28 protein-coding genes and 1 tRNA gene are annotated in these 26,342 nt (G+C 69.8%); 8 read left to right on the forward strand and 21 right to left on the reverse strand.

Features of this window, described 5'->3' with window-relative positions:
• Positions 1-10 precede the first annotated feature (10 nt).
• The 3 genes from QQX02_RS10495 (at position 11) to QQX02_RS10505 (ending at position 1,350) form a co-directional block, all read left to right on the forward strand.
• Positions 11-628: a histidine phosphatase family protein gene (locus QQX02_RS10495; protein ID WP_301142953.1), complete on the forward strand. Its 618-nt coding sequence runs from the start codon at positions 11-13 to the stop codon at positions 626-628.
• A complete protein-coding gene (locus QQX02_RS10500) occupies positions 625-1,224 on the forward strand; it encodes a histidine phosphatase family protein (protein WP_301142954.1) in 600 nt (199 codons plus the stop codon). The genes QQX02_RS10495 and QQX02_RS10500 overlap by 4 nt, the downstream gene beginning before the upstream one ends.
• A 53-nt stretch (positions 1,225-1,277) precedes the next feature.
• Positions 1,278-1,350: transfer RNA gene (locus QQX02_RS10505), tRNA-Ala, on the forward strand.
• 164 nt (positions 1,351-1,514) lie between these two features.
• Here QQX02_RS10505 and QQX02_RS10510 read toward each other — a convergent pair.
• The gene (locus tag QQX02_RS10510; protein WP_301142955.1) at positions 1,515-2,600 is read right to left on the reverse strand and encodes an ATP-binding protein; all 1,086 of its coding nucleotides are present in this window, start codon (positions 2,598-2,600) and stop codon (positions 1,515-1,517) included.
• 260 nt (positions 2,601-2,860) lie between these two features.
• On the opposite strand from QQX02_RS10510, the gene QQX02_RS10515 reads away from it, so the two are divergent.
• Complete coding sequence (locus QQX02_RS10515) at positions 2,861-3,247, forward strand: DUF1304 domain-containing protein (protein WP_301142957.1); 387 nt, start codon at positions 2,861-2,863, stop codon at positions 3,245-3,247.
• Here the strand turns inward: QQX02_RS10515 and QQX02_RS10520 are convergent.
• The 7 genes from QQX02_RS10520 to QQX02_RS10550 are packed head-to-tail and all read right to left on the reverse strand — an operon-like array spanning position 3,244 to position 10,130.
• Positions 3,244-4,488, reverse strand: a complete 1,245-nt coding sequence (locus QQX02_RS10520; protein WP_301142958.1) for a BaiN/RdsA family NAD(P)/FAD-dependent oxidoreductase — start codon at positions 4,486-4,488, stop codon at positions 3,244-3,246. The genes QQX02_RS10515 and QQX02_RS10520 overlap by 4 nt on opposite strands.
• A complete protein-coding gene (locus tag QQX02_RS10525) occupies positions 4,488-4,823 on the reverse strand; it encodes a cation:proton antiporter (protein WP_301142960.1) in 336 nt (111 codons plus the stop codon). The genes QQX02_RS10520 and QQX02_RS10525 overlap by 1 nt, the downstream gene beginning before the upstream one ends.
• Before the next feature lies 1 nt (position 4,824).
• Positions 4,825-5,082 (reverse strand): MrpF/PhaF family protein, encoded by a 258-nt coding sequence (locus QQX02_RS10530; RefSeq protein WP_301142961.1) that lies wholly within the window; start codon positions 5,080-5,082, stop codon positions 4,825-4,827.
• Positions 5,079-5,444, reverse strand: coding sequence for a Na+/H+ antiporter subunit E (locus QQX02_RS10535; protein WP_301142962.1), 366 nt, complete (start codon positions 5,442-5,444; stop codon positions 5,079-5,081). The genes QQX02_RS10530 and QQX02_RS10535 overlap by 4 nt, the downstream gene beginning before the upstream one ends.
• Positions 5,441-6,997 carry a monovalent cation/H+ antiporter subunit D family protein gene (locus tag QQX02_RS10540; protein ID WP_301142963.1) on the reverse strand — a complete coding sequence of 519 codons (1,557 nt, stop codon included), beginning with the start codon at positions 6,995-6,997 and terminating at the stop codon, positions 5,441-5,443. Before QQX02_RS10540 ends, QQX02_RS10535 begins: the two co-directional genes overlap by 4 nt.
• On the reverse strand, positions 6,994-7,332 hold the full coding sequence (locus QQX02_RS10545) for a cation:proton antiporter subunit C (protein ID WP_301142964.1): 339 nt from the start codon (positions 7,330-7,332) through the stop codon (positions 6,994-6,996). Before QQX02_RS10545 ends, QQX02_RS10540 begins: the two co-directional genes overlap by 4 nt.
• Entirely contained in the window at positions 7,329-10,130 is a 2,802-nt protein-coding gene (locus tag QQX02_RS10550; RefSeq protein ID WP_301142965.1) for a DUF4040 family protein, read from the reverse strand. Before QQX02_RS10550 ends, QQX02_RS10545 begins: the two co-directional genes overlap by 4 nt.
• A gap of 230 nt (positions 10,131-10,360) precedes the next feature.
• Here QQX02_RS10550 and QQX02_RS10555 point away from each other — a divergent pair, with 230 nt between their 5' ends.
• Positions 10,361-11,125, forward strand: a complete 765-nt coding sequence (locus tag QQX02_RS10555) for an SDR family oxidoreductase (RefSeq protein ID WP_301142966.1) — start codon at positions 10,361-10,363, stop codon at positions 11,123-11,125.
• Between the two features lie 27 nt (positions 11,126-11,152).
• Here QQX02_RS10555 and QQX02_RS10560 read toward each other — a convergent pair whose 3' ends face one another.
• The 3 genes from QQX02_RS10560 to QQX02_RS10570 all read right to left on the reverse strand — a co-directional run bounded on the left by QQX02_RS10560 (position 11,153) and on the right by QQX02_RS10570 (position 13,419).
• The gene (locus tag QQX02_RS10560; protein ID WP_301142967.1) at positions 11,153-11,821 is read right to left on the reverse strand and encodes an NADPH-dependent F420 reductase; all 669 of its coding nucleotides are present in this window, start codon (positions 11,819-11,821) and stop codon (positions 11,153-11,155) included.
• Positions 11,818-12,864, reverse strand: a complete 1,047-nt coding sequence (locus QQX02_RS10565) for an LLM class flavin-dependent oxidoreductase (protein WP_301142968.1) — start codon at positions 12,862-12,864, stop codon at positions 11,818-11,820. The genes QQX02_RS10560 and QQX02_RS10565 overlap by 4 nt, the downstream gene beginning before the upstream one ends.
• Before the next feature lie 72 nt (positions 12,865-12,936).
• On the reverse strand, positions 12,937-13,419 hold the full coding sequence (locus tag QQX02_RS10570) for a glutathione peroxidase (protein WP_301142969.1): 483 nt from the start codon (positions 13,417-13,419) through the stop codon (positions 12,937-12,939).
• 43 nt (positions 13,420-13,462) lie between these two features.
• On the opposite strand from QQX02_RS10570, the gene QQX02_RS10575 reads away from it, so the two are divergent.
• On the forward strand, positions 13,463-14,224 hold the full coding sequence (locus tag QQX02_RS10575; RefSeq protein WP_301142970.1) for an SGNH/GDSL hydrolase family protein: 762 nt from the start codon (positions 13,463-13,465) through the stop codon (positions 14,222-14,224).
• A 4-nt stretch (positions 14,225-14,228) separates the two neighbouring features.
• Positions 14,229-14,711 carry an NUDIX hydrolase gene (locus QQX02_RS10580; RefSeq protein ID WP_301142971.1) on the forward strand — a complete coding sequence of 161 codons (483 nt, stop codon included), beginning with the start codon at positions 14,229-14,231 and terminating at the stop codon, positions 14,709-14,711.
• A 40-nt stretch (positions 14,712-14,751) separates the two neighbouring features.
• Here the strand turns inward: QQX02_RS10580 and QQX02_RS10585 are convergent, their stop codons facing one another.
• Positions 14,752-16,272: an MDR family MFS transporter gene (locus QQX02_RS10585; RefSeq protein WP_301142972.1), complete on the reverse strand. Its 1,521-nt coding sequence runs from the start codon at positions 16,270-16,272 to the stop codon at positions 14,752-14,754.
• Between the two features lie 114 nt (positions 16,273-16,386).
• Positions 16,387-17,226 carry an HAD hydrolase family protein gene (locus QQX02_RS10590; protein WP_301142973.1) on the reverse strand — a complete coding sequence of 280 codons (840 nt, stop codon included), beginning with the start codon at positions 17,224-17,226 and terminating at the stop codon, positions 16,387-16,389.
• Positions 17,227-17,284: 58 nt separating this feature from the next.
• Here QQX02_RS10590 and QQX02_RS10595 point away from each other — a divergent pair, with 58 nt between their 5' ends.
• Positions 17,285-18,016: an NADPH-dependent F420 reductase gene (locus QQX02_RS10595; protein ID WP_301142975.1), complete on the forward strand. Its 732-nt coding sequence runs from the start codon at positions 17,285-17,287 to the stop codon at positions 18,014-18,016.
• Here QQX02_RS10595 and QQX02_RS10600 read toward each other — a convergent pair.
• The 8 genes from QQX02_RS10600 to QQX02_RS10635 form a co-directional block, all read right to left on the reverse strand.
• Positions 17,982-19,016 (reverse strand): pirin family protein, encoded by a 1,035-nt coding sequence (locus QQX02_RS10600; RefSeq protein WP_301142976.1) that lies wholly within the window; start codon positions 19,014-19,016, stop codon positions 17,982-17,984. The two genes, QQX02_RS10595 and QQX02_RS10600, sit on opposite strands and share 35 nt — an antisense overlap.
• A gap of 9 nt (positions 19,017-19,025) precedes the next feature.
• Entirely contained in the window at positions 19,026-19,316 is a 291-nt protein-coding gene (locus QQX02_RS10605) for a GNAT family N-acetyltransferase (RefSeq protein WP_301142977.1), read from the reverse strand.
• Between the two features lie 73 nt (positions 19,317-19,389).
• Entirely contained in the window at positions 19,390-20,094 is a 705-nt protein-coding gene (locus QQX02_RS10610; protein WP_301142978.1) for a CE1759 family FMN reductase, read from the reverse strand.
• On the reverse strand, positions 20,091-20,555 hold the full coding sequence (locus tag QQX02_RS10615) for a MarR family winged helix-turn-helix transcriptional regulator (protein WP_301142980.1): 465 nt from the start codon (positions 20,553-20,555) through the stop codon (positions 20,091-20,093). Before QQX02_RS10615 ends, QQX02_RS10610 begins: the two co-directional genes overlap by 4 nt.
• Before the next feature lie 10 nt (positions 20,556-20,565).
• Positions 20,566-21,750: an LLM class flavin-dependent oxidoreductase gene (locus QQX02_RS10620; protein ID WP_301142982.1), complete on the reverse strand. Its 1,185-nt coding sequence runs from the start codon at positions 21,748-21,750 to the stop codon at positions 20,566-20,568.
• Positions 21,751-21,944: 194 nt separating this feature from the next.
• Positions 21,945-22,706 carry a fructosamine kinase family protein gene (locus QQX02_RS10625; RefSeq protein ID WP_301142984.1) on the reverse strand — a complete coding sequence of 254 codons (762 nt, stop codon included), beginning with the start codon at positions 22,704-22,706 and terminating at the stop codon, positions 21,945-21,947.
• Between the two features lie 83 nt (positions 22,707-22,789).
• Positions 22,790-24,025, reverse strand: coding sequence for an MFS transporter (locus QQX02_RS10630; protein ID WP_301142985.1), 1,236 nt, complete (start codon positions 24,023-24,025; stop codon positions 22,790-22,792).
• Between the two features lie 8 nt (positions 24,026-24,033).
• Complete coding sequence (locus tag QQX02_RS10635) at positions 24,034-26,280, reverse strand: exo-beta-d-1,3/1,6-glucosidase (protein WP_436968509.1); 2,247 nt, start codon at positions 26,278-26,280, stop codon at positions 24,034-24,036.
• Positions 26,281-26,342 lie beyond the last annotated feature (62 nt).

The raw sequence follows: 26,342 nt of genomic DNA on the forward strand, positions 1-26,342 counted from the left end.
GGTGCCCGCCATGGATGTCTTCGTGGTGCGGCACGGCCAGACCGAGTGGAACGTCAAGGGCCTGCTGCAGGGCTCCTCCGACGTCGAGCTGACGGACGCAGGGCATGCACAGGCCGCTGCGACCGCGCAGGCCCTGGCGGGTCTGCTGGGCTCCGAGACCACCATCGTCACGTCTCCGCTGGTCAGGGCGCGCGACACGGCCGATGCGATCGCGGGCGCCATCGGCGCCGCGGTGGAGGTCGACGCGCGGCTGCGCGAACGCGCCTACGGCGCGTGGGAGGGCATCACGCCGGAGGAGCGGGAGAGCGGCTGGCCCGAGGAGGTGCTCGCGTGGCGCAAGTACGGCAGCGCCGACGTGCCCGGCTTCGAGCACCATGACACCGTGCGTGCGCGCATGGTCGAGGCTCTCGAGGAGTGGGCCGAGCGTGCGCCGGCGACGCTGCTGGTGGTGTCTCACGGAAGCTCGGCTCGCGTCGGGATGCAGGGTCTGATCGGCCTGTCGCTCGACCATCGCACGCTGGGCAACCTCGGCAACGCCGCGTGGTCGCGCCTGACGCGCCGCGACCGCGGCGACTGGACTCTGGAGCGCCACAACGTCACGCCCGAGACGCTGGGGGAGCGGTCATGAGCTCGCTCGTACTGTGGCGCCACGCGCGCACCGATCACAACGCCGAGGGGCGCCTGCAGGGGTCCCTCGACATCCCGCTCGAGGCGGATGGCCGCGCGCAGGCTGCGGCGGCCGCCGCGCGCATCGCCGCGCACGTGGGCGACCACGCCCGCGTGGTGTCGTCGCCGCTGGCCCGTGCCACCGCATCGGCCGACGAGCTCTCCTCTCTGCTGGGCGTCGAGACCGTGGTCGATGGCGCGTTCACGCAGCGCCCCTATGGGGTGTGGGAGGGGCTCACCTGGGACGAGATCCGGGAGCGCTGGCCCGAGGACTACGACCGCCGTCACCGAGGCGAAGAGCCGTTCATCGAGGGCTGGGGCTCGTCCGCTCACGTCGCCGCCCGCGTGGGCGAGGGCCTGCGACGCTGGTACGACCCGGAGGTGCCGACCGTCGTGGTGAGCCACGGCAGCGCAATCCAACTGGGCGTGCTCGACCTGGTGGGCCTCGACACCTCGTCCCGGGCCTTCGGCAAGATCCCGCACGGCGCCTGGCACGTGCTGACGCTGTCCGACTCCGGCGCCTGGCACGTGGACGCCTTCTCCCAGGGAGCGGATTAGCGCCGCGTCCTCGCGGTGCGTTACACTGTCAGTCGCTCTTCGGGGCGACGAATGGGGCTGTGGCGCAGCTGGTAGCGCACCTGCATGGCATGCAGGGGGTCAGGGGTTCGAGTCCCCTCAGCTCCACGATGTGTTGAGACAGCATCACGAAGGCCGCTCCCTGTCAGGAGCGGCCTTCGCTGTTTCTGCATCGTTCTTCAGGCGGGCTCCGTCGATCGCTGAGGTCGCCCACGCTCGCCCCGGCCCGAGAGGGTTTCGGGCGTGAGCGATCCTGTGGGCCGCCCCCGTGCTCACCGTCGCAGAGGCACCTTGACGTCTCCGCCTCCCTCGTGGGTGATTCTGTCTCCCATCTGCGCGAACACTGGTGCGCTCACGAATCCGCCTGCGAAGAGAGCCTGCCCCTGAGTGAACGTCTGCGCCCGCCGAATGTGGTCTTCTGGCGCGAACCCGAACACGGCGGTGAGTTCGGCAAGGTCGCGCGGGGCATTCACCCGCATCAGGCCGAGGTTGTCGCATTGCGAGAGCACGTTCGGGTGAATCTTGGTCGGTCGCTGGGTCGACAGGAGCAGCCACAGTCCGAACTTCCGTCCCTCGGCAGCAATCTGAATGATCTGCTCCGTGAGCGCCTTCTCCACCGCCGTGACGGGTGCCGGTGAGCAGAGGTTGTGTGCCTCGTCGATGACGATGAGGATTGGTCGCCGCTCTTCACGCCGCGACCACAAATGCTCCAGCACCGCGAGCGCGGCGACCTTGGGTTCTGCCGGGTGCTCGAACCCGCCGACGTCGAGAACCGTCGCGCGGGGACGTTCGTCGATGGTGTCAACGGCCGACGACCTGCCACGGGACCACAGATCCCACTCCAGGACTTGCAGGTTCTCCATGCGGTTCGCGAGCTGATGCCTCACGGGGTCGTTGCTGTCGCGAAGGAGACGCACCATCGCGGAAGCATCGAAGGCCTTGGCGTCGACGTCCAAGTGAAGGAGGACGTTGTACTCCTCCGCATCGGTGATGGGGTCGATCTGCAAGACGGCGGCCTTCGAGGCGGGGGAGAGGTCGAGGTAGCGGACACGCAGCGGATCCCCGGTGACGTGGCTCGAGCGGAGCACGCGTATATCGAGGTCGCTCCACCGGGATGCCAACACCTCCGATGACGGCGATCGAACCTCACGCAGCCGCACGTAATCCGCGTTGGGGTCGAGGATCAGGAGGGGAAGTTCGGTCTGAAGCAGCAACTGCTCCAAGACCACGCCCAGCGCATAGGTCTTGCCGCTACCGGATTGGCCACACCAGAACGTGTGCCGATTGAACCTGGTCGCGTCCAGGTGAGCGGGCGTGTCCGGTTCTTCGATGGAAGCTCCGATGTCAAGGAGAGTCACGGCAGTCCCTTCGTCCAGCGTACGGAGTCGGCCTACGGAGTCATCATGCACCACCCTCGTCCGCCGGGATGGCTGAACGCTGGCGCTCGAGCAAGTCATGGAGCGGCGGTCGCTCGCATGGCGAGAGAGCGGCGCTCGGTGATCAGAGCGCAGTCGCACCTGTGAGGCGCGTCGCGATGCACCGTGACCCACCGACAGGCCATGCTCGGGGGAGAAGCGATCTGATGTATCACCGGGTGTCGTCATCGAGAGGACTTGTCATGGTCATCGCAGCACTGATCCTGGCGGGGCTTGCCGCCGTCGTGCACGTGTTCATCTTCTACCTCGAGTCGGTCACGTGGACCGGGCCGCGGGCGCGTGCCGTGTTCGGCACCACCGAGGCCGACGCGCAGGCCACCCGAGGGCTCGCGTTCAATCAGGGGTTCTACAACCTGTTTCTCGCGATCGCGGTGGTGACGGGCATCGTCCTCATGGCGGCCGGGAACACGGTAGCGGGAGCGACGCTGGTGTTTGTGGGCGCCGGCTCGATGGCCGCCGCCGCGCTCGTGCTGGTGCTCTCCGACCGCGCCTATGCGAGTGCGGCACTCAAGCAGGGCGCGCTTCCCGCACTCGCTGTGACCCTGCTTGCGGTGGGACTGGCGCTCTAAGCGCGGTCGGCATCGGCGCGGCGCTCGAGCCATGCGAGCGCGCCGTGTGCCGCCACGACCCCCATGCTGAACGAGGCCTGCAGCAGGTAGCCGCCCGTGGGGGCCTCCCAATCAAGCATCTCGCCGGCGACGAACGTGCCGGGCATGCGGCGCAGCATGAGTTGCTCATCCACCTCGCTCCAGGCGATGCCGCCCGAGGTCGAGATCGCGCGGTCGATGGGCATCGTTCCCGTCACCACGACGGGCACCGCCTTGATGAGCGCGGCAATGGTGGCGGCGTCGTGGGGCAGCGTGCCGCCGAAGGACTCCCGCACGAGCCCGATGGAGGCGGCGTCGAGGCCGATGGACCTCCGCAGCCAGTTGGTGGCGGAGTCCTTGGGCCGGCGCTTGCCGAGGCGTGTCGTCACCTCCCCGAGCGAGACCTCCGGTCGGAGATCGACCTTGAGGACGCATCGGCCGGATTTGGTGAGGGCTGCGCGAATCGGGGCACCTAGCGCGTAGATGAGTCCACCCTCGACTCCCGTGGTGGTGAGCATCAGCTCTCCGCGGCGCGGCTCGCCGCCAGCGACGGTGACGGACACGTTCTTGAGGGGCGTGCCCGCGAACCGATTGGCGAAGACATCGGACCACTCGACGCGCACGCCGACGTTCGCGGCCTCGAGGGGTGTGACGTGGATGCCTCGCGCGGAGAACGGACCCACCCATGTGCCGTCCGCTCCCAGGTGAGGCCAGGATGCGCCACCGAGAGCGAAGACGGTGGCATCGCTCGTGAGTGCGCGGGTGGTGCCGGATTCGTCCGTGATGAGAAGTGCGCCGTCAGGGGAGTCGCCGCCAGCCCAGCCAGACCAGGATGTCCGGCGCTCGATGTGTACTCCCAGCTCGGCCAGCCGTCCGAGCCACGCGCGAAACAGCGGCGTCGCTCGGAACGCCTGCGGGAAGACCCTCCCGCTGGACCCGATGAACGTGGGCTCCCCAAGGTCGGCGGCCCACGCGCGGAGGTCGTGCGGACCGAACTGCGCGAGCATCGGCGCGATCCGCTCCGCCGACTCGCCGTAGCGCGTGACGAAGCGGTCCCGGTCCTCGCTGTGGGTGAGGTTCAGCCCGCCGTGGCCCGCGAGCAGGAACTTCCGACCCGGCGACGGCATGCGCTCGTGGACTGTCACATCGATCCCGGCGCTGGCCAGCACCTCGGCGGCCATCAGGCCCGCTGGCCCGCCACCGATGACGCGCGCGGTAGGCATCAGTCGAGCCGAGCGCTGGTGTCGTCCTCGAGCTCGTTGAAGGTCACGCGCCGCAGGGGAGAGCGGGCGAGGTAGGCCGAGCGCGCGAGCGCCATCGATCCCACCGCCGAGGTGAGCAGCTGGGCGATGACGATCAGCACCGCCACCCCCGCATTCGACACCGTGAAGTCGTGAAGCAGCACACCGACCACGATGAGCACGAGGCCGATGCCGCCGGCAGTGCCGACCGCGGAGACGTGGGTGTAGGCGTCGGGGAACCTCAGCAGCGCAAGGGCGCCGGTCACGAACACCATGGCGCCCAGGACGATGATGACTGCGCCGATGATCTCTAGCACGCTATCTCCTCCCTCGCGTGAGCGCGCGCGCCAGCGCGATGGTGCTGAGGAATGCCAGCAGCGCCGCGATGAGCACGATCTCGAGCGCCGACGGCGTGTCGAGCAGCACGCCGAACAGCGCCAGCAGGGCGATCACGCAGAACATCAGCATGTCGCCCGCGATCGCGCGCTCGGCATCCGTGGGGCCCGTGACCATGCGGTACACGGTGGAGACCCCCGCGAGGCCCACCAGCACGATGCCGATGACGACGCCGATCATGACGGACCCCCCTCGCGGCGCATCGCCGACAGCAGGCGCCCCTCGATGTCTCGGAGCTCGGCCCGCAGGTGGTCGGCGTCAGGGGAGTACATGCCGTGGACGTAGATGGTGTGCGCGACGTCTGACTTCTCTGGGGTGTGGTGGCCCACCGTCAGCGTCCCCGGCGTGAGGGTGATGCACGTCGACAGCAGCGTGATCTCGGCGTCGGTGCGGCAGCGCGAGTCGTAGCGCGCGATGCCGGGCGTCGAGTCCTGTCCGCGTGTGAGCGCGTCGCGGAGGACCACGGCGTTGGTGCGCGCCACCAGCCAGGTGAACCACAGCAGGAAGGCGACGACGCGCACGGGCCAGGTCAACCAGGTCATGGGTTCGTCACCGCCTCGATGTAGGCCGAGGTGTCCACGAGTCCGTCGGCGGCGGTCGCAGACAGTCCCAGCAGCAGCTCTGCTCCCAGGCCGAGCCCGATGGTGAGCACCGCCAGCACGACCGCCGGGGCGGCGAGAGCGACGCCGATACGCGGCTTGGTGCCCGTGTCGAGCACGAGGGCGGTGCCGTCGCCTGGCGTCGACCCCGCGACAGGCAGGTCCTTCTCCTCGTGGGTCCGCAGCACCTGGTCAGGAGGCCGGCCCCAGAACACGCCGTTCCAGATCCTCAGCATGGCGATCAGCGTGATGAGGCTCACCACCAGCATCGCTACGACGGCCAGGACTTGACCGGCGTCGATCGCGGCGATGATGAGGCTCAGCTTGGCCACGAAGCCGGAGAACGGCGGAATGCCCGCGAGCGACAGCGCTGCGACTAAGAAGGCGGCGGCGATCCATGGCTCGCGCTTGGTGATCCCCCACACGTGACCGATCGTGGCGGTGCCGTAGCGCTCCTCGATCGCGCCGGCGGACAGGAACAGCGAGGTCTTCACGACGATGTGGTGGAGCAGGTAGAAGATGCCCGCGGCGAGCCCGGCTCCGGTGAACAGCGCGACTCCCAGGAGGATGTAGCCGATCTGGCTCACGGTGCTGAACGCCAGGATCGTCCTGCTGTCCTTCTCGCCCAGTGCGCCGAGGCCGCCGATCACCATTCCGGCGATGACCACCGCGACGCCGATCCACAGGAACCTCTCCTCGCCGTCGAAGACCACGGCGTACAGCCGGTAGATGGCGTAGATCGCGACCTTGGCGTGGAGGGCGGAGAACAACGCGGTCATGGCGGGAGACGTCGCGGGGTAGGCCCGCACGTACCACCCGTGCACCGGCACCGCCGCTGCCTTGATGCTGAGCGCGAAGATGCAGATCGCCATGGCGATCGCCACGGTGTCGTCCTCCGCAGCGACGCCTGCGAGCTCGGCCAGGTTGACCGTGCCGGCGGTGCCGTACACGAAACCCACGCCGGTGAGGAAGATCGTCGATGTCAGCAGGTTGACCGTCACGTACAGCCGTGCGCCCGCGATCTGGCGGAGCGGAGCAGAGCCCGGCGCCGCCAGCACGAACAAACCGTAGGCCGGCAGCAGCATCACCTCGATGAACACGAACATGTTGAACAGATCCGCGGTGAGCAGCGCGCCGCTGACCCCTGCGACCATCACCAGCAGGAGCGGGGCGAAGAACGGAGAGGCGGCGCGGCCCGATGCCATCGCGAAGACCACGGACACGATCGTGACGAACAGGGTGAAGGTGAGCATCAGCGCGGTGAACATGTCCGCCGCGAAGGGGATGGCGATGCCGAACGGCCACAGGCCCACCGCATCGGCCCACGCGCCGCCGTCGCGGAACGCGACCACCAGGGCGACGGCCCCGGCGAGCGCGCATCCCAGCACGGCGAACATCGCCACCGCCTGCACACGCGGCCGACGCCCGAGGATGGTGAGTGCCCCTGCCACCACGAGCGGGATGGCGACGAAGAGGGGAAGCATCGAGGCGGTCATGAGCGGCCCTCCTCGTCGATCTCGGATTCCACGGTGGTGTCGTCGTCCTGGTCGCGGCCGGTCACGGCGAGCACCAGCATGAGGATCGTGATGGCGAACGCGATGACGATCGCGGTCAGCACGAACGCCTGGGGCAGGGGGTCCGCCACCGTCGAGAGGTCGTCGGGCGCACCGAACGGCGCGTCCCGTCGGGAGGCGCCACCTGCGGCCATGATCACCAGGTTGGCGGCGTGGCCGAGCAGCACGAAGCCGAGCACGATGCGCAGCATCTCGCGCTTGAGCAGCAGGTAGACGGCGCCCATGACGAGCAGGCCGGCGGTGATCGCGAGGGTCATGCGGTCACCTCCTGGTGGTCGGGCGTCTGAGGGGCGTCGGCGTGCGGATCGTCACCGTCGTCGCCCTCGTCGAACCCGTGCGCCGCGTCACGCTCGTGCGGGCGCGGCAGGCCGAGCAGGTTGAAGGCCGACAGCACGATGCCGATCACGGCAAGGTAGACGCCCACGTCGAACACCAGGGCCGACGTCAGCTTGTAGCCCAGGATCTCCGTGTACAGCGGCGCAAGGAAGGAGCCCTCTGTCAGCCCGAACAGGCCCGTGCCGGCGCCGATCACGATGCCCGCACCGATCAGCGCCAGATACGGCAGGCGGACGCGCCGCACATCGTCGGTGGCGGACATCAGATAGATGAGGGCGAATCCCGCGCCGCCGACGAGTGCCGCGATGAAGCCACCGCCCGGCTCCTGGTGACCGCGCAGCAGGAGGAAGACGGACAGGACCACGATCAGCGGGCCGACGAGCCGGGCCAAGGTGCGCGTGAAGACGGAGTTGTCGAGCGCATCGGCCAGTGGCGAGCTTTCGTCGATCTCGATCCGGCGGGCCGATGCGGGCCTGCGCGAGCGCAGCAGGGTCGCGATCACGATGCCGGCGACACCGAGCACGGAGAGCTCCCCGAGCGTGTCGAGGGCGCGGAAGTCCACCAGGATCGTGTTGACGATGTTGGCGCCGCCGGTGACGCCTTCGCCCTCGGTCAGGTAGTACTCGGCCGCGTTCGACATCGACCGGCGGCCCGTGAGGGCCCACACTCCCAGCGTGGTGGTCAGCCCCGCCGCGATGGCGATCGCGAGGGAGGGCAGGCTGCGACGCAGCGGCGTGGGCTTGAAGTCGGTGGGCAGCCGGCGCAGCAGCAGCACCATCACCGTGACGGTGAGGATCTCGACGAGCAGCTGAGTCAGGGCGACGTCCGCCGCGCCCAGCGACATGAACCACAGCGTCATGGCGAATCCGACCACGCCGACCACGACGACGGCGCCCACCCGCGTGGACACCATCATGGCGGCGATGACGCCGGCCGCGAGCAGCACGACCAGGACCCAGTCCAGCGGCCGTGACGTGTTCCCGTCGACGGCGGGCAGGCCCGAGATCCCGAGCACCCCCACGGCGCCGATGCCGATGGTGACGATGACCGGCATGGCGAGGTGGAGACGTGGCGCGGTTGTGCCGGACCAGCCGCTCACGACGCGGCCCGTCCGGGCGAGACCGGACAGGATGGCCTCGACCACGTCGAGTGCGGAGAAGGGCAGACGGTACTTGAGCAGCACCGGCTGAATCCTCTTGCGCGCCAGCACCAGCAGCACGCCCGTGCTGATGACGAGGACGGAGATGAGCAGCGGCAGGTTGAAGCCGTGCCACAGCGCGAGGTGAGTCTCGACGGTCGTGCCGGAGGCTGCGGTCGCCGCGCCGGAGATGAGCGGGTCGAGCGTGAACGGCAGCAGCCCGAGCACCAGTCCGGCGAGCGCGGCCAGGCTCGGAGCGGCCCACACGGCGGGGCGCACCTCGGTCACTTCCCGGCCGTCCGGGTCGTGGCCGCGCGCGCCCATCACGATGCGCGCGGAGTACGCGAAGGTCAGGGCCGACGCGACGGCGGCCGCCGCGGTGATGGCGATCGGTCCCCACGGCGTCGCCGGAGCATCGACGAAGGCCGTGAACATCGACTCCTTGCTGACGAATCCCAGCAACGGTGGCAGGCCCGCCATCGACGCGGCGGAGATGGTGATCGCTCCGAGCGTCACCGGCATGCGGATGCGCATGTGCGTCAGCGCGCGGATGTCCCGCGTGCCCGCACGATGGTCGATCACGCCGACGAACAGGAACAGTGCGGACTTGAACAGGGCGTGGGCCACGGTGTGCACCGTCGCGGCCTTGATCGCCTCAGGGGTGCCGACGCCGATCATCGCCACCAGCAGACCCAGCTGGCTGATCGTCGAGTACGCGAGCAGCTCCTTGAGGTCGTACCGGCGCAGCGCCGCGACGGCGCCCAGCAGCGCGGTGATGAGTCCCGAGGTGATGAGCATCGTGTTCCATAGTGGAACCTCGGAGAACGCGGGGGAGAAGCGCAGCAGCAGGTAGATGCCGGCCTTCACCATCGCCGCGGCATGCAGGTACGCGCTCACCGGGGTGATCGCGACCATCGAGTCCGGAAGCCACGCCTGGAACGGGAACTGCGCGGACTTCGTGAATGCGGCGATCGCGAGCAGTGCGATCACCGTGGTCGCGACGGCCGTGTCCTCCTGCCACATCGGATCCGCGATGATTTCGCTCAGCTGGGTGGTGCCGGTGGCCACGGCCATGGTCGTGACGGCACCGAGCAGGCTCAGCCCACCCATGGCGGTCACCAGCAGCGTGCGGATGGCGGGTCTGTGGGCCTTCGATCCTGAGCGCGCGATCAGCAGGAACGAGCACAGCGTGGTGAGTTCCCATGAGACGAACAGCAGCACCACGTCGTCGGCGAGCACCAGCATGGTCATCGCGGCCGCAAAGGCCGTCATGAGGGTGAAGTACCTGGTGTGGCGGCCGACGGCGAAGTAGCGAGAGCTGTAGGTGAGCACCGCGGCGCCGATCAGCAGCACGAGCAGCATGAAGGTGAGCGAGAGCCCGTCGAGCTTCAGGTCGAAGCCGATGCCCAGGGTCGGCATCCACGGCACATGCTGAGTTCCCGAGCCGAGCACGATGAGTCCGGCCGCTGCCGCAAGGAGCGGGATCGAGAGGATCCAGCCGGCGCTGCGTCCGAGCAGGCGCGTCACGAGCGGAGCCAGGACACACGTGGCGACGACAGTCGCTACACACGCGAGGAGCAAAAAACCACCTGGGTCCGGTCACTGGAGCGCTGGGCTGCTGGTACGAGGGTTCTGAGTGCCCCTGGGGAGCAGTCAGATGGACGGGTGCACGACACGAGAGATCCCGACTGCACTACGCGCAATATTCTACCGGAACGGGGCAGGGGGTCCGCCCGTCGATCGCCGATGCGCCAGGCCGTCAGACGGAGGTGTCGCGCAGTGAAGGGGGAGGTTGCGGCAGGATGACACGCATGAAGCGCGTGGTCGTGATCGGGGCGACGGGGTCCATCGGCCGGGTGGTCGTTCCGGCGCTTGCCGCCCACGGCCTCGCGCCGGTCGCTGCCGTCCGTGACCCGGACCGCGCGCGCGAACTCCTGCCCAATGTCGAGACCATCCGTGCCGACGTGACCGACCCGGCTGGGCTCGCTCGGGCCGTGCGCGGGGCCGACGGCATCGTCCTGGTGCACGGCTCGGATCGCCGCCCCGCGGACGTCGACTACGGCGCAGTGCCGGCCGTGCTCGAGGCTCTCGACGGCGCGCGTCCGCGGGTGGTGCTGATGACGTCGATGGCGGTGACTCACGAGACGGGTTCGTGGCGGGAGATCATGCGGTGGAAGGCGCGCGGCGAGCGGCTGCTGCGGGCCAGCGGTGTGCCGGCCACCATCGTTCGCCCCGGGTGGTTCGACGCGCAGCCGCCCGACTTTCGCGGCGTGACGCTCGAGCAGGGAGACCGCACTCCGGTCGACAGTCGCAGGGGAGTCTCCCGGCGCCATATCGCCGATGCGATAGCCCAGTCCCTGCTCCACGACGAGGCGGTGGGGGTGACGTTCGAGCTGTTCTCGGCTCCCGGCGACGCCCTGACTGACTGGCGGGCGGCGTTCGGGGCGCTCACTCAGGACGCGACGGGCGCGTTCGATGCCGCGCTCGACCCCACGGGGCCGCCGCTCTCCCATGAGCCCGATCGCGTGCGCCAGGACATGGAACGGCTGAGGGCGGCCGGCGGAATCGTCACGTAGGACGGGCGGGGGCGCGTGCAGGGACTGTCAGCGCGCTGGAGACGCGTCAGCCGTGGCCTGATCGACGAGCGCGACGAGCTCGGAGGCCCCGACGTTCGCGCCGAAGGCCGGCATTCCCGGCTCGAGCCGTCGCCCGGCGGAGAGGCCGCCGATCATGACGGGATCGAACCCGAGGGAGTCGACGAGTCGCTGCGTGGCCTCGACCGCGGCGTCGTCGTCACCCGCGATCGCGATGGCGCGGCGCCCGGACATCCCGGAGGGTCGCGGCCCCTCGTCGAGGTCGTGATAGCCCATGTGGTTGAAGGCCTTGACGACCCGCGCATCGGCGAGGTGGCTCGCGACGAGCTCGCTGGTCGAGCTGGAGGGCGAGGCGAGATCGTCGCGCACCCCGTCGACCTCCCACCAGTAGTTCATGGCATCCACCACGACGCTGCCGCCCAGCGACGCGGGAGGCAGGTTGCGGTACCGGCCCAGCGGGAGTGCCAGGATGACGATGTCGGATTCCCTGGCGACCGCATCGGCCGTCGTGGCCTCCGCGCCGGGCGCCAGCACCTCCAGGGTGAGCGAGATGCGCGACGGCTCGGCGGAGCTGGCGACCAGCACGCGGTACCCCGCGTCGACGGCCAGGCGCGCGAGCACGGTTCCCAGCTTGCCGGCGCCGAGGATTCCCACGGTGGCGGTTCCCATCGCGGTCATGACGGTGCTCCGTCGGCGAGCAGCTCACGCACGCGCGGGATGACCTCGGTGCCGTAGAGCTCGACCGCCCGCATGCGCTGACTCGCGGGCATTGCGCCGCCGCCGGTGTAGACCAGGTCGAACCGGCCCACGTCGAGGCCGCTGATCGACGCGGCGATCTTCCGCGCGACCGTGTCGGGCGAGCCCACGTAGAGCGACCCGCTCGTGATCTCGGCGTCGTACGAGGAGCGGGCCATGGGCGGCCAGCCGCGCTCGCCGCCGATGCGGTCCATCATCGCCTTGTAGCCCGGGTAGTACGCCTCGCGCGCCTCCTCGTCGGTGGCGGCGATGAAGCCGTGGCTGTGCATCCCCACCGGGTGGGCGGTGGTGCCGAGCTGCTCGCTGGCCCGACGGTAGAGGTCGACGTATGGCGCGAAGCGCTCGGGCTGGCCGCCGATGATCGCGAGCATCAGCCGGAAGCCGTAGCGTGCCGCGCGGATCACCGACTGAGGGGATCCGCCGACGCCCACCCAGGTGGTCAACGAGCCGGACTCGGTCTTGGGGTAGACGTCCGCCTCGTGAAGTGCCGGGCGAGTGGTGCCCTCCCAGCTGACCGGCTTCTCCGTCAGCAGACGAGAGAAGATCTCGATCTTCTCCTCGAAGAGCACCTCGTAGTCGGCCATGTCGAAGCCGAACAGCGGGAACGACTCGGTGAACGAGCCGCGACCGAGGATCACCTCGGCCCGACCAGACGAGACCGCGTCGAGGGTCGCGAAGCGCTGGAAGACCCGGACTGGGTCGTCCGAGCTCAGCACCGTCACCGCGGAGCCGAGGCTCACGCGGGAGGTGCGGGACGCGATCGCGCTGAGCACCATCTCGGGGGAGGAGATCGCGAAGTCGTGGCGGTGGTGCTCGCCGAGGGCCACGGCGTCGATGCCGATGTCGTCAGCCAGGGCGGCCTCGTCCACGACCTGGCGGATGGCGGCGGCGTGCGTCATCAGGGCGCCGTCATCCCCCAGCGGGATGTCGCCGAAGGTCTCGATGCCGAACTGGACTCGCGTCATGGCCTGGTGCTCCTCGTGTCGATCAGTTGATGCTTCAACTAAGAGCGTACCGGTGTCCCCATTCATTCCCGATCAGTCGGCGGTGAGCGCTGCCTCGATGTCGGCGGCGATCGCGGCCGGCTCGGTGCTCGATCCATAGCGCTTGATCACGTGGCCGTCGCGGCCGACCAGGAACTTCGTGAAGTTCCACTTGATCGCAGATCCGAGAGCGCCGCCCGCCTCGGAGCGCAGCCACTGGTACACGGGGTGGGCGTGCCGGCCGTTGACGTCGACGGTGGCGAACATCGGGAAGGTCACGCCGTAGTTCTTCTGGCAGTAGGCGCCGATGTCCTCGGCGTCCGCCAGCTCCTGCTTGAACTGGTTGCTGGGGAACCCCAGAACCGTGAAGCCCTGGTCCTGGAACTGCTGGTGCAAGGCCTCCAGCCCCTCGAACTGCGGGGCGAAGCCGCACTTCGACGCGGTGTTGACGACGAGCGTCACCTGGCCCGCGAACTCGGAGAGGCTGCGCTCGTCGCCGGTGAGGGCGGTGGCGGTGAAGTCGGTGAGTGAGGACATAGGGCCATCGTGCCACCGCTGCGCATCGGGATAGTCTCGAGCCATGCGTTTTGCAGCGATCGGCGACAGCTTCACCGAGGGCGTGGGCGACGAGCTCGACGACGGCTCGGTGCGGGGGTGGGCGGACCTCGTGGCCGCCGGCCTCGCGCAGGCGGGCGAGGAGCCCGTGCACTACTCCAACCTCGCGATTCGCGGACGGCTCATCGCACCGATCGTGGACCAGCAGCTCGAAGCCGCACTCTCGCTCGAGCCGCGCCCCACGCTCATGACCTTCAACGGCGGCGGCAACGACATGATGCGACCCGGCTTCGGCGTGGAGCGCGTCATGGACTACGCCGCCAGGGTGGCGGACCGATGCGCGGAGGAGGGCGTCGCACTGGTGGTGCTCAGCGGCGGCGACCCCACCGCACGGCTGCCGCGTGGATCCCTGATCCGCAGCCGTGGTGATGAGTTCCTGGAGGCGACCCGCGAGTTCGCGGCGACGCGACCCGACGTCACCTTCGTCGACAACTGGTCGGACGCCGAGCTCCGACGCGCACCGTACTGGGCGCCCGACCGCCTCCATCTGAACTCCTTGGGCCACAGCCGGGTCGCGGCGAGGGTGCTGACGGCGCTGGGCGTCGAGACGGAGCTGCCCGAAGCAGGAGCGACGGAGGACCCGCCGGCCGGTCCCGTCGCCGAGGCGCGCTACTACGCCACGTACGTGCTTCCGTGGCTCGCCCGTCGCCTCGCCCGCCGCTCCTCCGGCGATGGCCGCGAGCCCAAGCACCCGCACTGGTCGCTCGTCGACCCGATTGCGCAGTGACGCGATGGCGACGCCCGACTTCGTGCTCGATCTGCGTGAGAAAGTGGGCCACGCGCTGCTGTGGCTTCCCGGGGTGACGGCGGTGGTGCTGCGCGACGGGCCGGCCGGCACGCGTGAGGTGCTGCTGGTGCGCCGCGCCGACAACGGGGCGTGGACGCCGGTCACCGGCATCGTCGACCCTGGCGAGGAACCGGCTGTCGCGGGGGCGCGTGAGGTGCACGAGGAGGCCGATGTGGTCGCCGAGCCGGTGGCGCTGGTGCGCGTGCACACGCTGCCGCCGATGCGCTACCCCAACGGGGACCAGGCGCAGTACTTGGACCACACCTTCCGGTTCCGCTACGTCAGCGGCGAACCGCACCCCGCGGACGGCGAGAACACTGCCGCGGCATGGTTCCCACTCGACGACCTGCCGCCGATGTCCGAGGACATGCTCGCGAGGGTCGCCGCCGCGACGGACGGGTCCGAGCGCGCAGCGTTCGTGCGGTGATCAGCGGCCGTCCGCCTGTGCGTGGGCAGCTCCGCCCCGGTCACGGGTGCGGAGCAGACGCCTCGTAGTCGACGTGCGCCGCCGTCGCCGGCTCGGCTGGCGTGGGCGGAGGTCCATCCACCGACTCGGGTCGACGGATCAGCGTCGCGAGGCCCACGCCCAGGGTCGCGAGAATCGCGCCGACCATGAACGCCGCACGAATGCCTGCGGCCTCAGCGCCGACCGCATCGACTCCGGCATCGACCTGAGTCAGTGCCACGGCTGTCATGGTCGACACGAACAGCGCCGTTCCGGCTGCCGCGGCGACCTGCTGCAACGTCGACACCGTCGCGGAGCCGTGCGAGTACAGGCGCCGTGGCAGGGACCCCAGGCTCGCGGAGAACAGTGGAGTGAAGATGAGCGCGAGACCGATGCTCAGCGTCACATGGCAGGCCAGCAGCGCCCACCACGGGGTCGAGACACCGAGCACCAGCGACATCGCCCACAGCGCCGCAGCCACCAGCGCGGTTCCCGGCAGCAGCAGCGCACGCGGGCCGATGCGGTCGTAGGCACGGCCGATGGGCGGCGCCAGCAGTCCCATCGCGAGGCCGCCCGGAAGCAGCAGGAGTCCGCTGGCGAGCACGCTCAGGCCGAGCACGTTCTGCATGAACAGCGGCAGCAGGATGATTGTGCCGAACATCGCGATCATCGCGACCACGAACATCGCGGTGGCGACCGAGAAGGTGCGGACCTTGAAGACTCGCAGGTCCAGCAGCGGGGCCTCGCGGCGCTGCAGTGCGATCTGTCGCCAGGTGAACAGCGCGAGCACGGCGACGCCCAGGCCCACGGCGCCCAGCGCGGTGCCGAGATCGCCCTCGGCGGACTCGCCGATGCGGCTGAGGCCGAACACCAGCGACCCGAATCCCACCGCCGAGAGTGCGACGGACAGGATGTCGATGCGAGAGCGGCGCGGCTCGTTGGTGCTGCGCATGCGCAGGATGCCGAACGCCAGCACGGTGAGCACGACGGGGAGCACGAACACGAACAGGAACCGCCACGGCAGCACGGACAGGATCAAGCCGGAGATGGTGGGGCCGAGCGCGGGCGCGACCGAGATCACCACGCCGATGGTGCCCATGCGTCGGCCCCGTTCGCGCTCGGGAACCAGGCTGATGACCGTCGTCATGAGCAGCGGGAGCATGACGGCGGTGCCGCCCGCCTGGATGACGCGAGCGACCAGGAGCACCTCGAAGCCGGGCGCGAGCGCCGCCAGCGTGGTGCCCACCAGGAACAGCGACATCGCGCCGATGTACAGCGGTCGCGTGGGGTAGCGCTGCAGCAGGAAGCCGGTGATGGGGATCACGACGGCCATGGTGAGCAGGAACGCGGTGGTGAGCCATTGCGCGGCGATCGCGGTGACGCCCAGATCATTCATGAGGTGGGGGATCGCCACTCCCATGATGGTCTCGTTGAGGATCACCGTGAATGCCGAGACGATCAGGACGCGAAGCACCAGCTCGTCGCGGCGCGACACCGACTGGGGTGCGCTCGTCACGGCAGGGGCGGAGGGGACGTCAGGCATGCGGGGACCGTTCTTGCTCGTGGGCGGGGCGGCGCGACGGGACGCCGGCTTGCGCCTATTGTGACACCGTGAATTCAACGGCACTGTGTGTACTGACGGCACTGTGTACGGACGTCAGATGAGGCCGAGCTCCGCGAACGCCCCGACCAGGCCGGCGTGCTCGGGACCGTCGGCCACCACATCAGCGATGGTGAGAACGTCCGGGTGGCCCCCGGCGATTCCCACGGCGGTGCCCGCGTACTCGAGCATCTCGATGTCGTTGGGGCCGTCGCCCACCCCGATGACGTCCGCCGGCGTGAGGCCGAGGTGCTCGACGACGGCCGCGATGCCCACGGCCTTGGAGACGTGCGTCAGGTACAGCTCGCCCGCACCCCGTCCGAGGTCCCGCAGCGACGTCTCCACCGCCGCGACCTCAGGGCCGATCGCCGCCGCGATCACCGACAGGTCGGTGTCGGCGCGCAGCGTCACCACCTTCGCGAAGCTGAGTCCGTGCAGGGTGTCCACGACGAGCCGCGCCGCCCGCAGGTCCTCCCACAGGGCGACCTGAGCACCCGCACCGCCGTGCCGGCGTGAGCGCTCCTCGATCGCCTCGTGCGCATCGGGCAGTGCATAGAGCGCCGCCGTCGACTCGACGAGGCTCACCGCGTGGTAGCTGGCGAGGGCGTCGATGGTGCGTCGGGCCAGAGCGGCGGGAAAGACCTCGTCGCGCAGGACGCGTCCGTCGATCTCCGCGTACGCCCCGGCGCCCGCGACCACGCCGTCGAATCCCGCTTCGAGGAGGCGCGACGACACCGCGCAACGGGCGCGTCCCGTGCACAGGAGCACGCGGTGCCCGTTCTCCCGCACCTGTCGCACCGCAGCGACATGGGCTTCAGGAACCGCCCCGTGCCACGCGTAGGTGCCGTCGATGTCGAGGAACACGATGCGGGACGACGACAGGGGAGAGGAGGGCACCTCTCCACTCTATCGAGCGCGTCGGAGAGTCCTGTGCGTGATCGCCTAGGGTACGAAGGTGACCTCGCCTGACCCGACCGCGACCGCTCCAGCGACGCTCGGCATCATCGGTGCGGGGCGCATCGGCCGCGCGATCGCGGTGCTGGGGCGCCGGGCCGGAATCGAGGTGAGGGTCGCCGCGTCCCGCCCGCCCGAGCAGCTCCGAGCCGACGTCGAGGCGGCGGCGCCTGGCGCATCGGCCGTCTCGGTGGTCGACGCTGCGCGGGCGGACATCGTGGTGCTCGCCATCCCCCTTGGCCGCCATCGTCAGCTGCCTCCCGAGGCGCTGGCCGGGGCGCTCGTCGTGGATGCGATGAACTACTGGTGGGAGCTCGACGGCGCGCGGCCCGAGTTCGACGATCCCCTGACGTCCACGTCGGAGACCGTGCAGGCGCACCTCGCGGGGTCCCGGGTGGTCAAGGCCTTCGGTCACGTGAGTGCGTACGCGCTGGAAGAGCTTGCCCGGGATGCTGGCGATCCTGAGCGAATCGCGATGGCGATCGCCGGCGACGACGATCGTGACGTCGCCGCGGTCGGGGCACTGGCGGACGCGTTGGGATTCGACCCGCTGCCCGCGGGACCGCTCGCGGAAGGCAGGCGGTTCGAGCCCGGCACCGAGGTGTTCGGGGCCGATGCGGGGGTGACCGAGGCGCGCGAGATGCTGGAGCGCTTCTGGGACTCGCAGCGCGGTCGCGTGGTGGCGCGGGCGCGCGCCCTCAGTCCGGAACGGGGCGCCGGCGGCGCGGAGTGAGGCGCACCTCGGGCATGGGTGGTGCGGGCACTCGGGTGTCGTCGTGACCCACGACGTGGCCGAACCGGGGCTCCCGTGCTTCCCACGCACGGCGCGCCTCAGCGATCTCGTCGTGACTGCGCCCCACGAAGTTCCACCACATCACCACGTCGTCGGGAAACGGCTCCCCGCCGAGGAGGAAGAGGCGCGCGCCGCTGACAGAGGTGACGGTCACCGCGTTCCGACGGTTGCCCAGGTAGAGGATGTCCCCCGAAGCGATGCCGGGAAGATCGACGCCGTCGTCGCCGCGCACCGCCGTATCGCCGTCGATCAACGCGATCCCGTGCTCCCAAGCTGGGTCGAGCGGAAGTCGCGCGGTCGCCCCCGCGGGGATGTGCACCTCCGCGCCGACGATCGGCGTGTGGGTGGTCGCTGGAGAAGTGGCGCCCGCGAACGTGCCCATGACAACCACCGCGACCGCATCGGCCGCCTGGGAGGAGTGGGTGCCCTCGGGCGCCTCCAGCGTGACCTCGGGAAGGCTCGCGTGCGACTCGAAGCCAGGATGACCGTGGCGCGCATGCTCCGGCAGCGCCACCCATAACTGAAGCGCATCGAGGTCGATGGGCTCGTCGGTGACGGAGTACTCCGAGTGCGAGATGCCGTGGCCGCTCGTCATGAGGTTGAGGGCTCCAGGTCGCAGCACGGTGTCGGAGCTGAGCGAGTCCCGGTGACGGATCTCGCCAGTGAGCGGCCACGTCACGGTCTGCAGGCCGATGTGCGGGTGCGGCTCGACGCGCATCGTGGTGCGCTGTGGGCCGAACCGGTCCAGGAAGCACCACGCGCCGATGGTCGGCACGTCGCGCTGGGGCAGCGACCGGCTCACGGTCATGCCGCGCAGGCCGCCCAGGGGCACCTCGCGGGATGGCAGCACCTGGGCGCGGCGGCCGGGGTCGAACGCAGGCGTGGCGACGCCCGAGTCGGGCTCGTCGCAGACGTCGTCGTGAACGTCGGGTCGCGTCATGGCGGTGGCTTACCGCGGCGGCGCGACCGTGGCGCCCTCGACCTCGTGGCGGTCCAGGTACCTCGCGATGTAGGGGCACACCGGGACGATGGTGAGTCCGCGCGACGCGGTGTCGGCGAGTGCCTCGCCTGCCAGCGTTCCGGCGATGCCGCCGCCCTGGTAGGTCTCGAAGATCTCGGTATGGGTGAAGGCGGCCCGGTCCCCGTCGATCTCGTACAGGGCGAAGCCGGCGAGCTCGCCATCGACGTGCACGTCGTAGCGGGACTCGTTCTCGTTGCGGGTGACGGTGGTGTCAGCCATGGCTCTCCTTGGGGGTCGTCATCGGGTCGGGGCGTCGTGGGTCGTCAACGTGCGGCGATGCCCGTGGCTTCCCTCAGCCCTTGGACAGGTCGAAGGGGTCCTCGCCGTCGCGGAGCGTGCCGCCAGTGGCGAGGCGCATCAGGTCGGAGTCGAGGTCGATGCCGAGTTCGGTGCCGCCCGCTGATCCGAAACTGTGCTGGTAGCGCCCCCAGGAGTCGTCACGCACGGCGCGGGCGAAGCCCGACTCCACGAGGATCGCGAGCTCCGTCGCGGCGCGATCGATCCGCGTGCCGAGCGCCTTGTCCGTCCAGTCCTCCGTCGAGGCGAACAGCCCGGTCGGCACCGGCAGCGCCCGCAGGTATGCGAAGAGTGCGCGCATCTCGTGGTCCACGACCAGCGCGTGGCGCGCGGTGCCCGCCGTGGCGGCGAGGATCACGGGCTTGCCGATCAGCAGGTCGTTGTCGAGCACCTGGAAGAAGCTCGTGAACAGTCCCGAGGCTCCCGCCTTGTACACCGGGGCTGCGGCGATGATGCCGTCGGCGGCGCCCAGCGACTCGACGGCCTGCGTGAACTTGGGTCCGAGCAGCTGGGACGACAGCGCCTGCGGCAGCTCGGGGAGCAGCTCGCGCAGGTCGATGACCGTGACGGTCGCCCGGTGTCCTCGCGCTTCGAGGGTGGCGACGGTGCGCTGGACGGCGCGGTCTGCGAGCAGCCGGGTCGAGGACGGGTCGGAGACGCCCGCGCTCACCACGACGAGCCGGTAGGTCTGGTCGGTCACGATGCCTCCTGGGCGAGCTTGGTGGACAGGGCCTCGAGCAGACGGAGCTCATCGTCCGTGAGCGCCGCGGTCATGGAGTGGGCGACAGCCTCGCCATGGGTGAGGCCGATCTCGCGCTGGAGTGCGCGTCCTGCGGTGGTGAGCGAGATGTGGGCGGCCCTCGCATCGGCTGGATCCGCGCATCGGGCGAGCAGATTGCGCTCGACCAGGCGCTCGACCAGGCGCGACAAGGCAGGCTGGCTGAGCAGCACGTGGCGGCCAAGGTCGCTGAGCCGCTGCGGGCCGTCGCACTTGGACAGCGTGTAGAGCACGTCGTACTCGCGCATCGACAGCCCGTGCCACACGTCCTCGGCGGCGAAGCGGCGCATCAGCACCGCGTGTGCCGTCAGCGCAGCCTCCCAGGCCTGGTTCGCGAGCACGGTGCGGGAGCGGGGCAGCGTCGTCGAGTCGGTGACAGTCATCGGGTGCTCCCTACAGCGTGGGGTAGGACGCCACCGCGGCGTCGGAGTCCTGGTAGGGCGAGCCGCCGGTGACGTTGTCGCCGCGGTTGGCGTTCGGGCGCGGCTGGCGCGGCTCGGCGTCGCCGTACTTGGCCTTGACGAGGCTCGCGTGGGTGGGCGCATCGGCCGCCTCGGGTGAGCGCCTCGCGGCGAGCTCCTTGCGCAGCACCGGCACGACTTCGCCACCCAGGAGCTCCAGCTGGTCGAGCACCATGCCGAGGGGGAGTCCCGCGTGGTCCACGAGGAACAACTGGCGCTGGTAGTCGCCGAAGGCGTCGCGGAAGGTCAGGGTCTTGTCGATGACTTCCTGCGGCGACCCGACGCTCAGCGGCGTCATCTCCTCGAAGTCCTCCATGCGCGGGCCGTTGCCGTACACCGGCGCCTCGTTGAAGTACGGCCGGAACTGGTCGTGGGCGTCCTGCGAGTTCTTGCCGATGAAGGCCTGGCCGCCGAGTCCCACGATCGCCTGGGCCTGGCTGCCGTGACCGTGCGCCTCGAACCTACGACGGTAGAAGTCGATGAGCTTCTTGTAGTGGTCCTTGGGCCAGAAGATGTTGTTCGCGAAGTAGCCGTTGCCGTAGTACGCGGCCTGCTCGGCGATCTCGGGGGTCCTGATCGACCCGTGCCACACGAACGGCGGCACGTCGTCGAGCGGTCGCGGGGTCGACGTGAATCCCTGGAGCGGCGAGCGGAAGTTGCCCTCCCAGTCCACGACGTCCTCGCGCCACAGCCGGTGCAGCAGGTTGTAGTTCTCGAGCGCGAGCGGCAGGCCCTGGCGGATGTCCTGGCCGAACCACGGGTAGACCGGGGCGGTGTTGCCGCGACCGAGCATGAGGTCCATGCGGCCCTTGCTCAGGTGCTGGAGCATGGCGTACTCCTCGGCGATGCGCACCGGGTCGTTGGTGGTGATGAGCGTCGTCGAGGTGGTGACGATCAGGCGCTCGGTCAGCGCGGCGATGTGCGCCAGCAGCGTGGTGGGGGAGGACGAGAAGAACGGCGGGTTGTGGTGCTCGCCGATGGCGAAGACGTCGAGGCCGACCTCCTCGGCCTTGACGGCGATCTTGGTGATGCCGTCGATGCGCTCCGCCTCCGAGGGCGTGTAGCCGCTAACGGGGTCGCGGGTGATGTCCGAGACGGACATGATGCCGAACTGCATGGTCTCCTCCTGGCTGCCTGCGCGGTCGTCATGGCCGCGCCTGCGTCAATTGTATGCGTCTGCATGTAATAACGCGAGGGGGCGCGATCCATTCCCGCCGGGCCCCAGCATCGGCCGCCCTTCGCCTCGTAGGAAGGTTCTGTACCCACGTTGCGCTCGCGATGCCTCCTGTAGGAACGTGAGAACCCATGGTCCTAGGCGAGCGCCAGCACCGCGTGCGCCGCCTCGGCCAGCTCCACCCCGTACGCCCGCCCGTGTCCCGCTGCGTGCACGGCGAGCGGGTGCAACTGGTGCAGCGGCACACGCGCCTGCCACCCGTCGCGCAGCGGCGACACCTCTTGGTACCCGGCCAGGATCTCGCCGAGGTGGGGCGTCCCGAACAGCGCGAGCATCGCAAGGTCGGTCTCCGCATGGCCGCCATGAGCGGCGGGATCGATCAGCACCACGCCGTCGGGAGAGAAGAGCACGTTGCCCGACCACAGGTCACCGTGGATCCGCGCAGGAGGAGCATCGTCGTCGAAGGCCCCGTCCGCGATCAGGTCGCACGCCTCGCGCACCACACCGGCTTCCGGTTCGCGCAGGTGCCCGGCCTCCAGCGCGGGTTCGAGATACGGCAGCACCCGACCGCTCGCGTAGAAACGACCCCACGACTCATCCGTGACGCGCGGCATCTCGCGGCGGCCGATGTACAGCGGCCCGTCCCATCCCTCTGGGGGTGCCCCGAACGCCTCCGCGCCCGCCGCGTGAGTGCGAGCGAGCGCGCGGCCAAAGTCCCTTGACGCATCGGCCGTGGGGCGGGCAGGTGTGACGCGCTCGAGCTCGATGCGCCCGGCCGACGCGCCCCGCACCTGGGCGACGCGCGCTCCGCCCGCCTCGGCGAGCCAGCGCAGTCCGGCGGCCTCGGCCTCGAAGAACCCGGGAGGGACATCGGACCGTTCCTTGACGAAGGTGTCCATGTCTCGATCCTCTCGCGAGGATTCAGGGGTACGGAACCTTCCTCCACGGCGCACTCAGAGGACGACGTGTGTACAGAACCTTCCTACAGGGGTGCGGGAGAGGGGGAGGGGGCGTGCTTGCGAGGGGCCATCACGCCCGCGAGAAGGAACACCACCACGCCGAGCACCGGCATGATCGCCAGCCCCACGCGCAGGCTCGTCGCATCCGCGATCAGACCCACGATGGGCGGCGACAGCAGGAATGCGAGACGGAGCAGCCACGACACCACGGTGAGCCCGGTGCCCGCCTTCAGTCCCGGCATCTCGTCTGCGGCATGGAACGCGCCCGGGATGATCGTCGCAATTCCGATCCCCGCTGCTCCGAATCCGGCGATGGTGCCCCACACGGAGGGGAACGCGAGCGCAAGGCCCATGCCGAGCACCACGAGTGCTCCGCCGGCACGTGCCACTGCGCGCTGCCCGAACCTGTCGATCATGCGATCGCCCGTGAGGCGGCCGATGAACTGGAAGCCCTGGAGGGACACGAAGCCGAGCGCCGCGATGGTCGCGCTCGCGGACAGCTCGTCACGCAGGTAGCTCGCCGACCACGTCGCGGCGGCATCCTCCGCCCAGCCCCCGCCGATGGCGATGAGGCTGAGCGCAAGCAGGACCAGCCACAGTCGGCCGGGCATGCGACGCAGGCGACTCGCGTGCGGCATCGCGGCCTCGTCCGCACCGTGCTCCACGATGTCCTGTGGTTCGGGACCCTTGAGCAGGAGCCGATACGCGACGAGGTTCATCGCGACCACCAGCACGGCCATCCCGACGAAGTGCCATCGGACCGGCACCTCCATGCCGGCGGCCAGACCGCCCATGAGCCCGCCCAGCACGGCGCCGAGCGACCACATCGCGTGGAACGCGTTGTTGATGGAGCGTCCGTAGAGTCGTTGCACGCGGAGGCCGTGAGAGTTCTGCGCGACGTCGACCCAAGCGTCGGTGACGCCCACCACGAACAGCGCGGCACCGAAGACGATCACGCTCGACGTCGAGCCGCCCATCAGCATCGCGAGCGCGCTCGCGATCATCGAGACGACGGCCACCCGCGACGAACGGAAGCGGCGGATCAGGGCGCCCGCGAGGAGTCCCAGTCCCAGCGACCCGATGGGCCACATCGCCATGGCGACGCCGAGGCCGCCGTACGAGAGGTCGAGCCCCTCCCGGATGTCCGGCAGCCGCGGCGCGAGGTTGCCGATGAGGATCCCGTTGGTCATGAAGATCAGCGATACGCCCAGGCGGGCGCGGCGAAGCGTGGGCTCCACGACGGAGGCGGCGCGTGTCATTGGAGCGGTCACCCGATGCGGAATCGAGTGACGAGCAGATCGCTCAGGCGCGACGACGGCCCGACCAGCAGGCTGAAGTCACCAGGCTCGACCCGGCGCACTCCGTTCGCATCCACCATCGTGCACGACGCGACCGGAATCTGGACCTCGACTCGTTCGGCATTCCCAGGCTCGACCCACACCTGACGGTACGCCTTGAGCTCACGATCCGCCCAGGTAGCGCTCGTCACCTCATCGCGCACGTAGGCCTGGACGGTCTCGAGAGCGGCGCGATCGCCGGTGTTGGTGACCGTGACCTGAGCGAAGATCTGGTCCTCGGCGCCCTCGCGCGGCGGCATGATCTCCAGGTTCGAGTACTCGAGCGTCGTGTAGCTGCGCCCCTCGCCGAACACCCACTGCGGCTCCTGGGTGAGGTCGGCGTACCGGTAGCCGTGCTGGGCGTCGATCTGGTTGTAGAACGTGGGCTGCTGCCCGACGTGGCGGGGCCACGAGATCGGCAGCCGGCCGGTGGGCTCGATCTGGCCCAGGACCAGCTCGGCGATCGCGCGGCCCCCTGCCATGCCGGGGTTGGCCGCCCAGATGACGGCCGATGCGCGCTCGGCAGAGGCGGGCAGCACGTGCGGCTTGGAGGCGAGCACCACGAGAATCACGGGGGTGCCCGTCTCGACAAGCGCGTCGAGCAGGGCGGTCTGGCCGCCGAGCAGCTCGAGAGTGGCGGTGGACTTGCCCTCGCCGATCAGTTCGATGCGGTCGCCCAGGACGGCGACCACCACGTCGGCGTCGCGCGCCGCCTCCACTGCCTCGTCGATCAGGCCCTGGTCCGGATCGACCGGCATCGCGATGTGAGGGCGGGGCTGGCCGTCCGGGAAGAACTCGCCGGCCGGGTCGGGGCCGGTGGAGATGATGTCCGCACCGCGCGCATGGGTGACGTCCCAGCCGTCGGGGACCTGCGCGCGCAGGCCGTCCAGCACGGTGGTGATCATGTCTCGCGGCTGGCCGTCGGGCAGCCAGTCCGCCTGGCCGGAGCTGCCGGCCCAGTCGCCGAGCTGCGTCTGAGCGTCGTCCGCGTTGGGACCCACCACCGCGATGCGGCGAGGAGCGCCGTCGGGGTCCAGCGGGAGCAGGCCGTCGTTCTCGAGCAGCACGAGCGAGCGTCGCGACGCCTCGAGGCCGAGCTCGCGGTGAGAGGGCTGCGCAATGACCTCCTGCTGGCGCTCGACGTCGGGCAGCCGCGGGTCCTCAAACAGCCCGAGGTCGAACTTGAGGGTGAGGATGCGCGACACGGCTTCGTCGATGCGAGCCTCGTCGAGCAGTCCGCGTTCCACGGCCTCCTGGGCGCCCTCGAAGAACGAGGGCGTGGTCATGATCATGTCGTTGCCGGCGTTCACCGCCGCCGCTGAGGCCTCGGCGTAGTCGGGGTACATGCGCTGTTCGCGCACGAGGTTGCCCACGTTGTCCCAGTCGGTGATGAGCGTGCCGCCGTACTTCCACTCGCCGCGCAGGACGTCGTTCAGCAGCCAGTCGTTGACCGTGATCGGGGTGCCGTCGATGGACTGGTAGCCGAGCATGAAGGTGGCGCATCCCTCGCGCGCCACGCGCTCGAACGGCGGCAGGTACCAGGAGCGAAGCTTGCGGCGGGAGATGTCAGCCTCGGACGCGTCGCGGCCGCCCTGGGTCTCGGAGTAGCCGGCGAAGTGCTTCGCGGTGGCGAGAATGGCGGTGGGGTCGGCGAGGCCGTCGCCCTGGTATCCCGCGACCATCGCCGATGCCAGCTCGCCGAGCAGGAACGGGTCCTCCCCGAACGTCTCGGACACGCGGCCCCAGCGGAGGTCGCGGGCGATGCACAGCACGGGGGAGAAGGTCCAGTGGACACCGGTCGCCGCGACCTCGACTGCGGTCGCGCGTGCCACGCGGATGAGCAGGTCGCGGTCCCACGACGCCGCCAGCCCCAGCTGCGTCGGGTAGATCTCGGCGCCCTCCCAGAACGAGTGGCCGTGGATGCAGTCCTCGCCCACCAGGAGCGGGATGCGCAGACGGGTGTTCTCGACGAGGTCACGAGCCTCGAGCACCCGTTCCGGCGAGGTGTGCAGAATCGAGCCGGCGTGGAAGTCGTTGACCAGGTGAGCGACGCCTTCCTTGGCGTTGAGCTGCATCATCTGACCGACCTTCTCGGGCAGCGTCATGCGGGACACGAGGTCCGCGACGCGCTCAGCGGTCGTGAGAGTCGAGTCGAGGTAGGGGGCCGTGTCGTTCACGCGTATCCTTTCGCCTTCCAGCGTTCTCACGGTAGCACCAAACCTACCGCGTGGTAAGTTTG

Origin of the sequence: Demequina muriae (assembly GCF_030418295.1) — a bacterium.
Classification (GTDB): domain Bacteria; phylum Actinomycetota; class Actinomycetes; order Actinomycetales; family Demequinaceae; genus Demequina; species Demequina muriae.

Bases quoted from the DNA above. Each gene is read 5' to 3' on its own strand.
- QQX02_RS10495 (WP_301142953.1), top strand. From the start codon at position 11: ATGGATGTCTTCGTGGTGCGGCACGGCCAGACCGAGTGGAACGTCAAG.
- QQX02_RS10500 (WP_301142954.1), top strand. From the start codon at position 625: ATGAGCTCGCTCGTACTGTGGCGCCACGCGCGCACCGATCACAACGCC.
- QQX02_RS10515 (WP_301142957.1), top strand. From the start codon at position 2,861: ATGGTCATCGCAGCACTGATCCTGGCGGGGCTTGCCGCCGTCGTGCAC.
- QQX02_RS10520 (WP_301142958.1), bottom strand. From the start codon at position 4,488: ATGCCTACCGCGCGCGTCATCGGTGGCGGGCCAGCGGGCCTGATGGCC.
- QQX02_RS10530 (WP_301142961.1), bottom strand. From the start codon at position 5,082: ATGATCGGCGTCGTCATCGGCATCGTGCTGGTGGGCCTCGCGGGGGTC.
- QQX02_RS10535 (WP_301142962.1), bottom strand. From the start codon at position 5,444: ATGACCTGGTTGACCTGGCCCGTGCGCGTCGTCGCCTTCCTGCTGTGG.
- QQX02_RS10540 (WP_301142963.1), bottom strand. From the start codon at position 6,997: ATGACCGCCTCGATGCTTCCCCTCTTCGTCGCCATCCCGCTCGTGGTG.
- QQX02_RS10545 (WP_301142964.1), bottom strand. From the start codon at position 7,332: ATGACCCTCGCGATCACCGCCGGCCTGCTCGTCATGGGCGCCGTCTAC.
- QQX02_RS10555 (WP_301142966.1), top strand. From the start codon at position 10,361: ATGAAGCGCGTGGTCGTGATCGGGGCGACGGGGTCCATCGGCCGGGTG.
- QQX02_RS10560 (WP_301142967.1), bottom strand. From the start codon at position 11,821: ATGACCGCGATGGGAACCGCCACCGTGGGAATCCTCGGCGCCGGCAAG.
- QQX02_RS10565 (WP_301142968.1), bottom strand. From the start codon at position 12,864: ATGACGCGAGTCCAGTTCGGCATCGAGACCTTCGGCGACATCCCGCTG.
- QQX02_RS10570 (WP_301142969.1), bottom strand. From the start codon at position 13,419: ATGTCCTCACTCACCGACTTCACCGCCACCGCCCTCACCGGCGACGAG.
- QQX02_RS10575 (WP_301142970.1), top strand. From the start codon at position 13,463: ATGCGTTTTGCAGCGATCGGCGACAGCTTCACCGAGGGCGTGGGCGAC.
- QQX02_RS10580 (WP_301142971.1), top strand. From the start codon at position 14,229: ATGGCGACGCCCGACTTCGTGCTCGATCTGCGTGAGAAAGTGGGCCAC.
- QQX02_RS10585 (WP_301142972.1), bottom strand. From the start codon at position 16,272: ATGCCTGACGTCCCCTCCGCCCCTGCCGTGACGAGCGCACCCCAGTCG.
- QQX02_RS10600 (WP_301142976.1), bottom strand. From the start codon at position 19,016: ATGACGCGACCCGACGTTCACGACGACGTCTGCGACGAGCCCGACTCG.
- QQX02_RS10605 (WP_301142977.1), bottom strand. From the start codon at position 19,316: ATGGCTGACACCACCGTCACCCGCAACGAGAACGAGTCCCGCTACGAC.
- QQX02_RS10615 (WP_301142980.1), bottom strand. From the start codon at position 20,555: ATGACTGTCACCGACTCGACGACGCTGCCCCGCTCCCGCACCGTGCTC.
- QQX02_RS10620 (WP_301142982.1), bottom strand. From the start codon at position 21,750: ATGCAGTTCGGCATCATGTCCGTCTCGGACATCACCCGCGACCCCGTT.
- QQX02_RS10625 (WP_301142984.1), bottom strand. From the start codon at position 22,706: ATGGACACCTTCGTCAAGGAACGGTCCGATGTCCCTCCCGGGTTCTTC.
- QQX02_RS10630 (WP_301142985.1), bottom strand. From the start codon at position 24,025: ATGACACGCGCCGCCTCCGTCGTGGAGCCCACGCTTCGCCGCGCCCGC.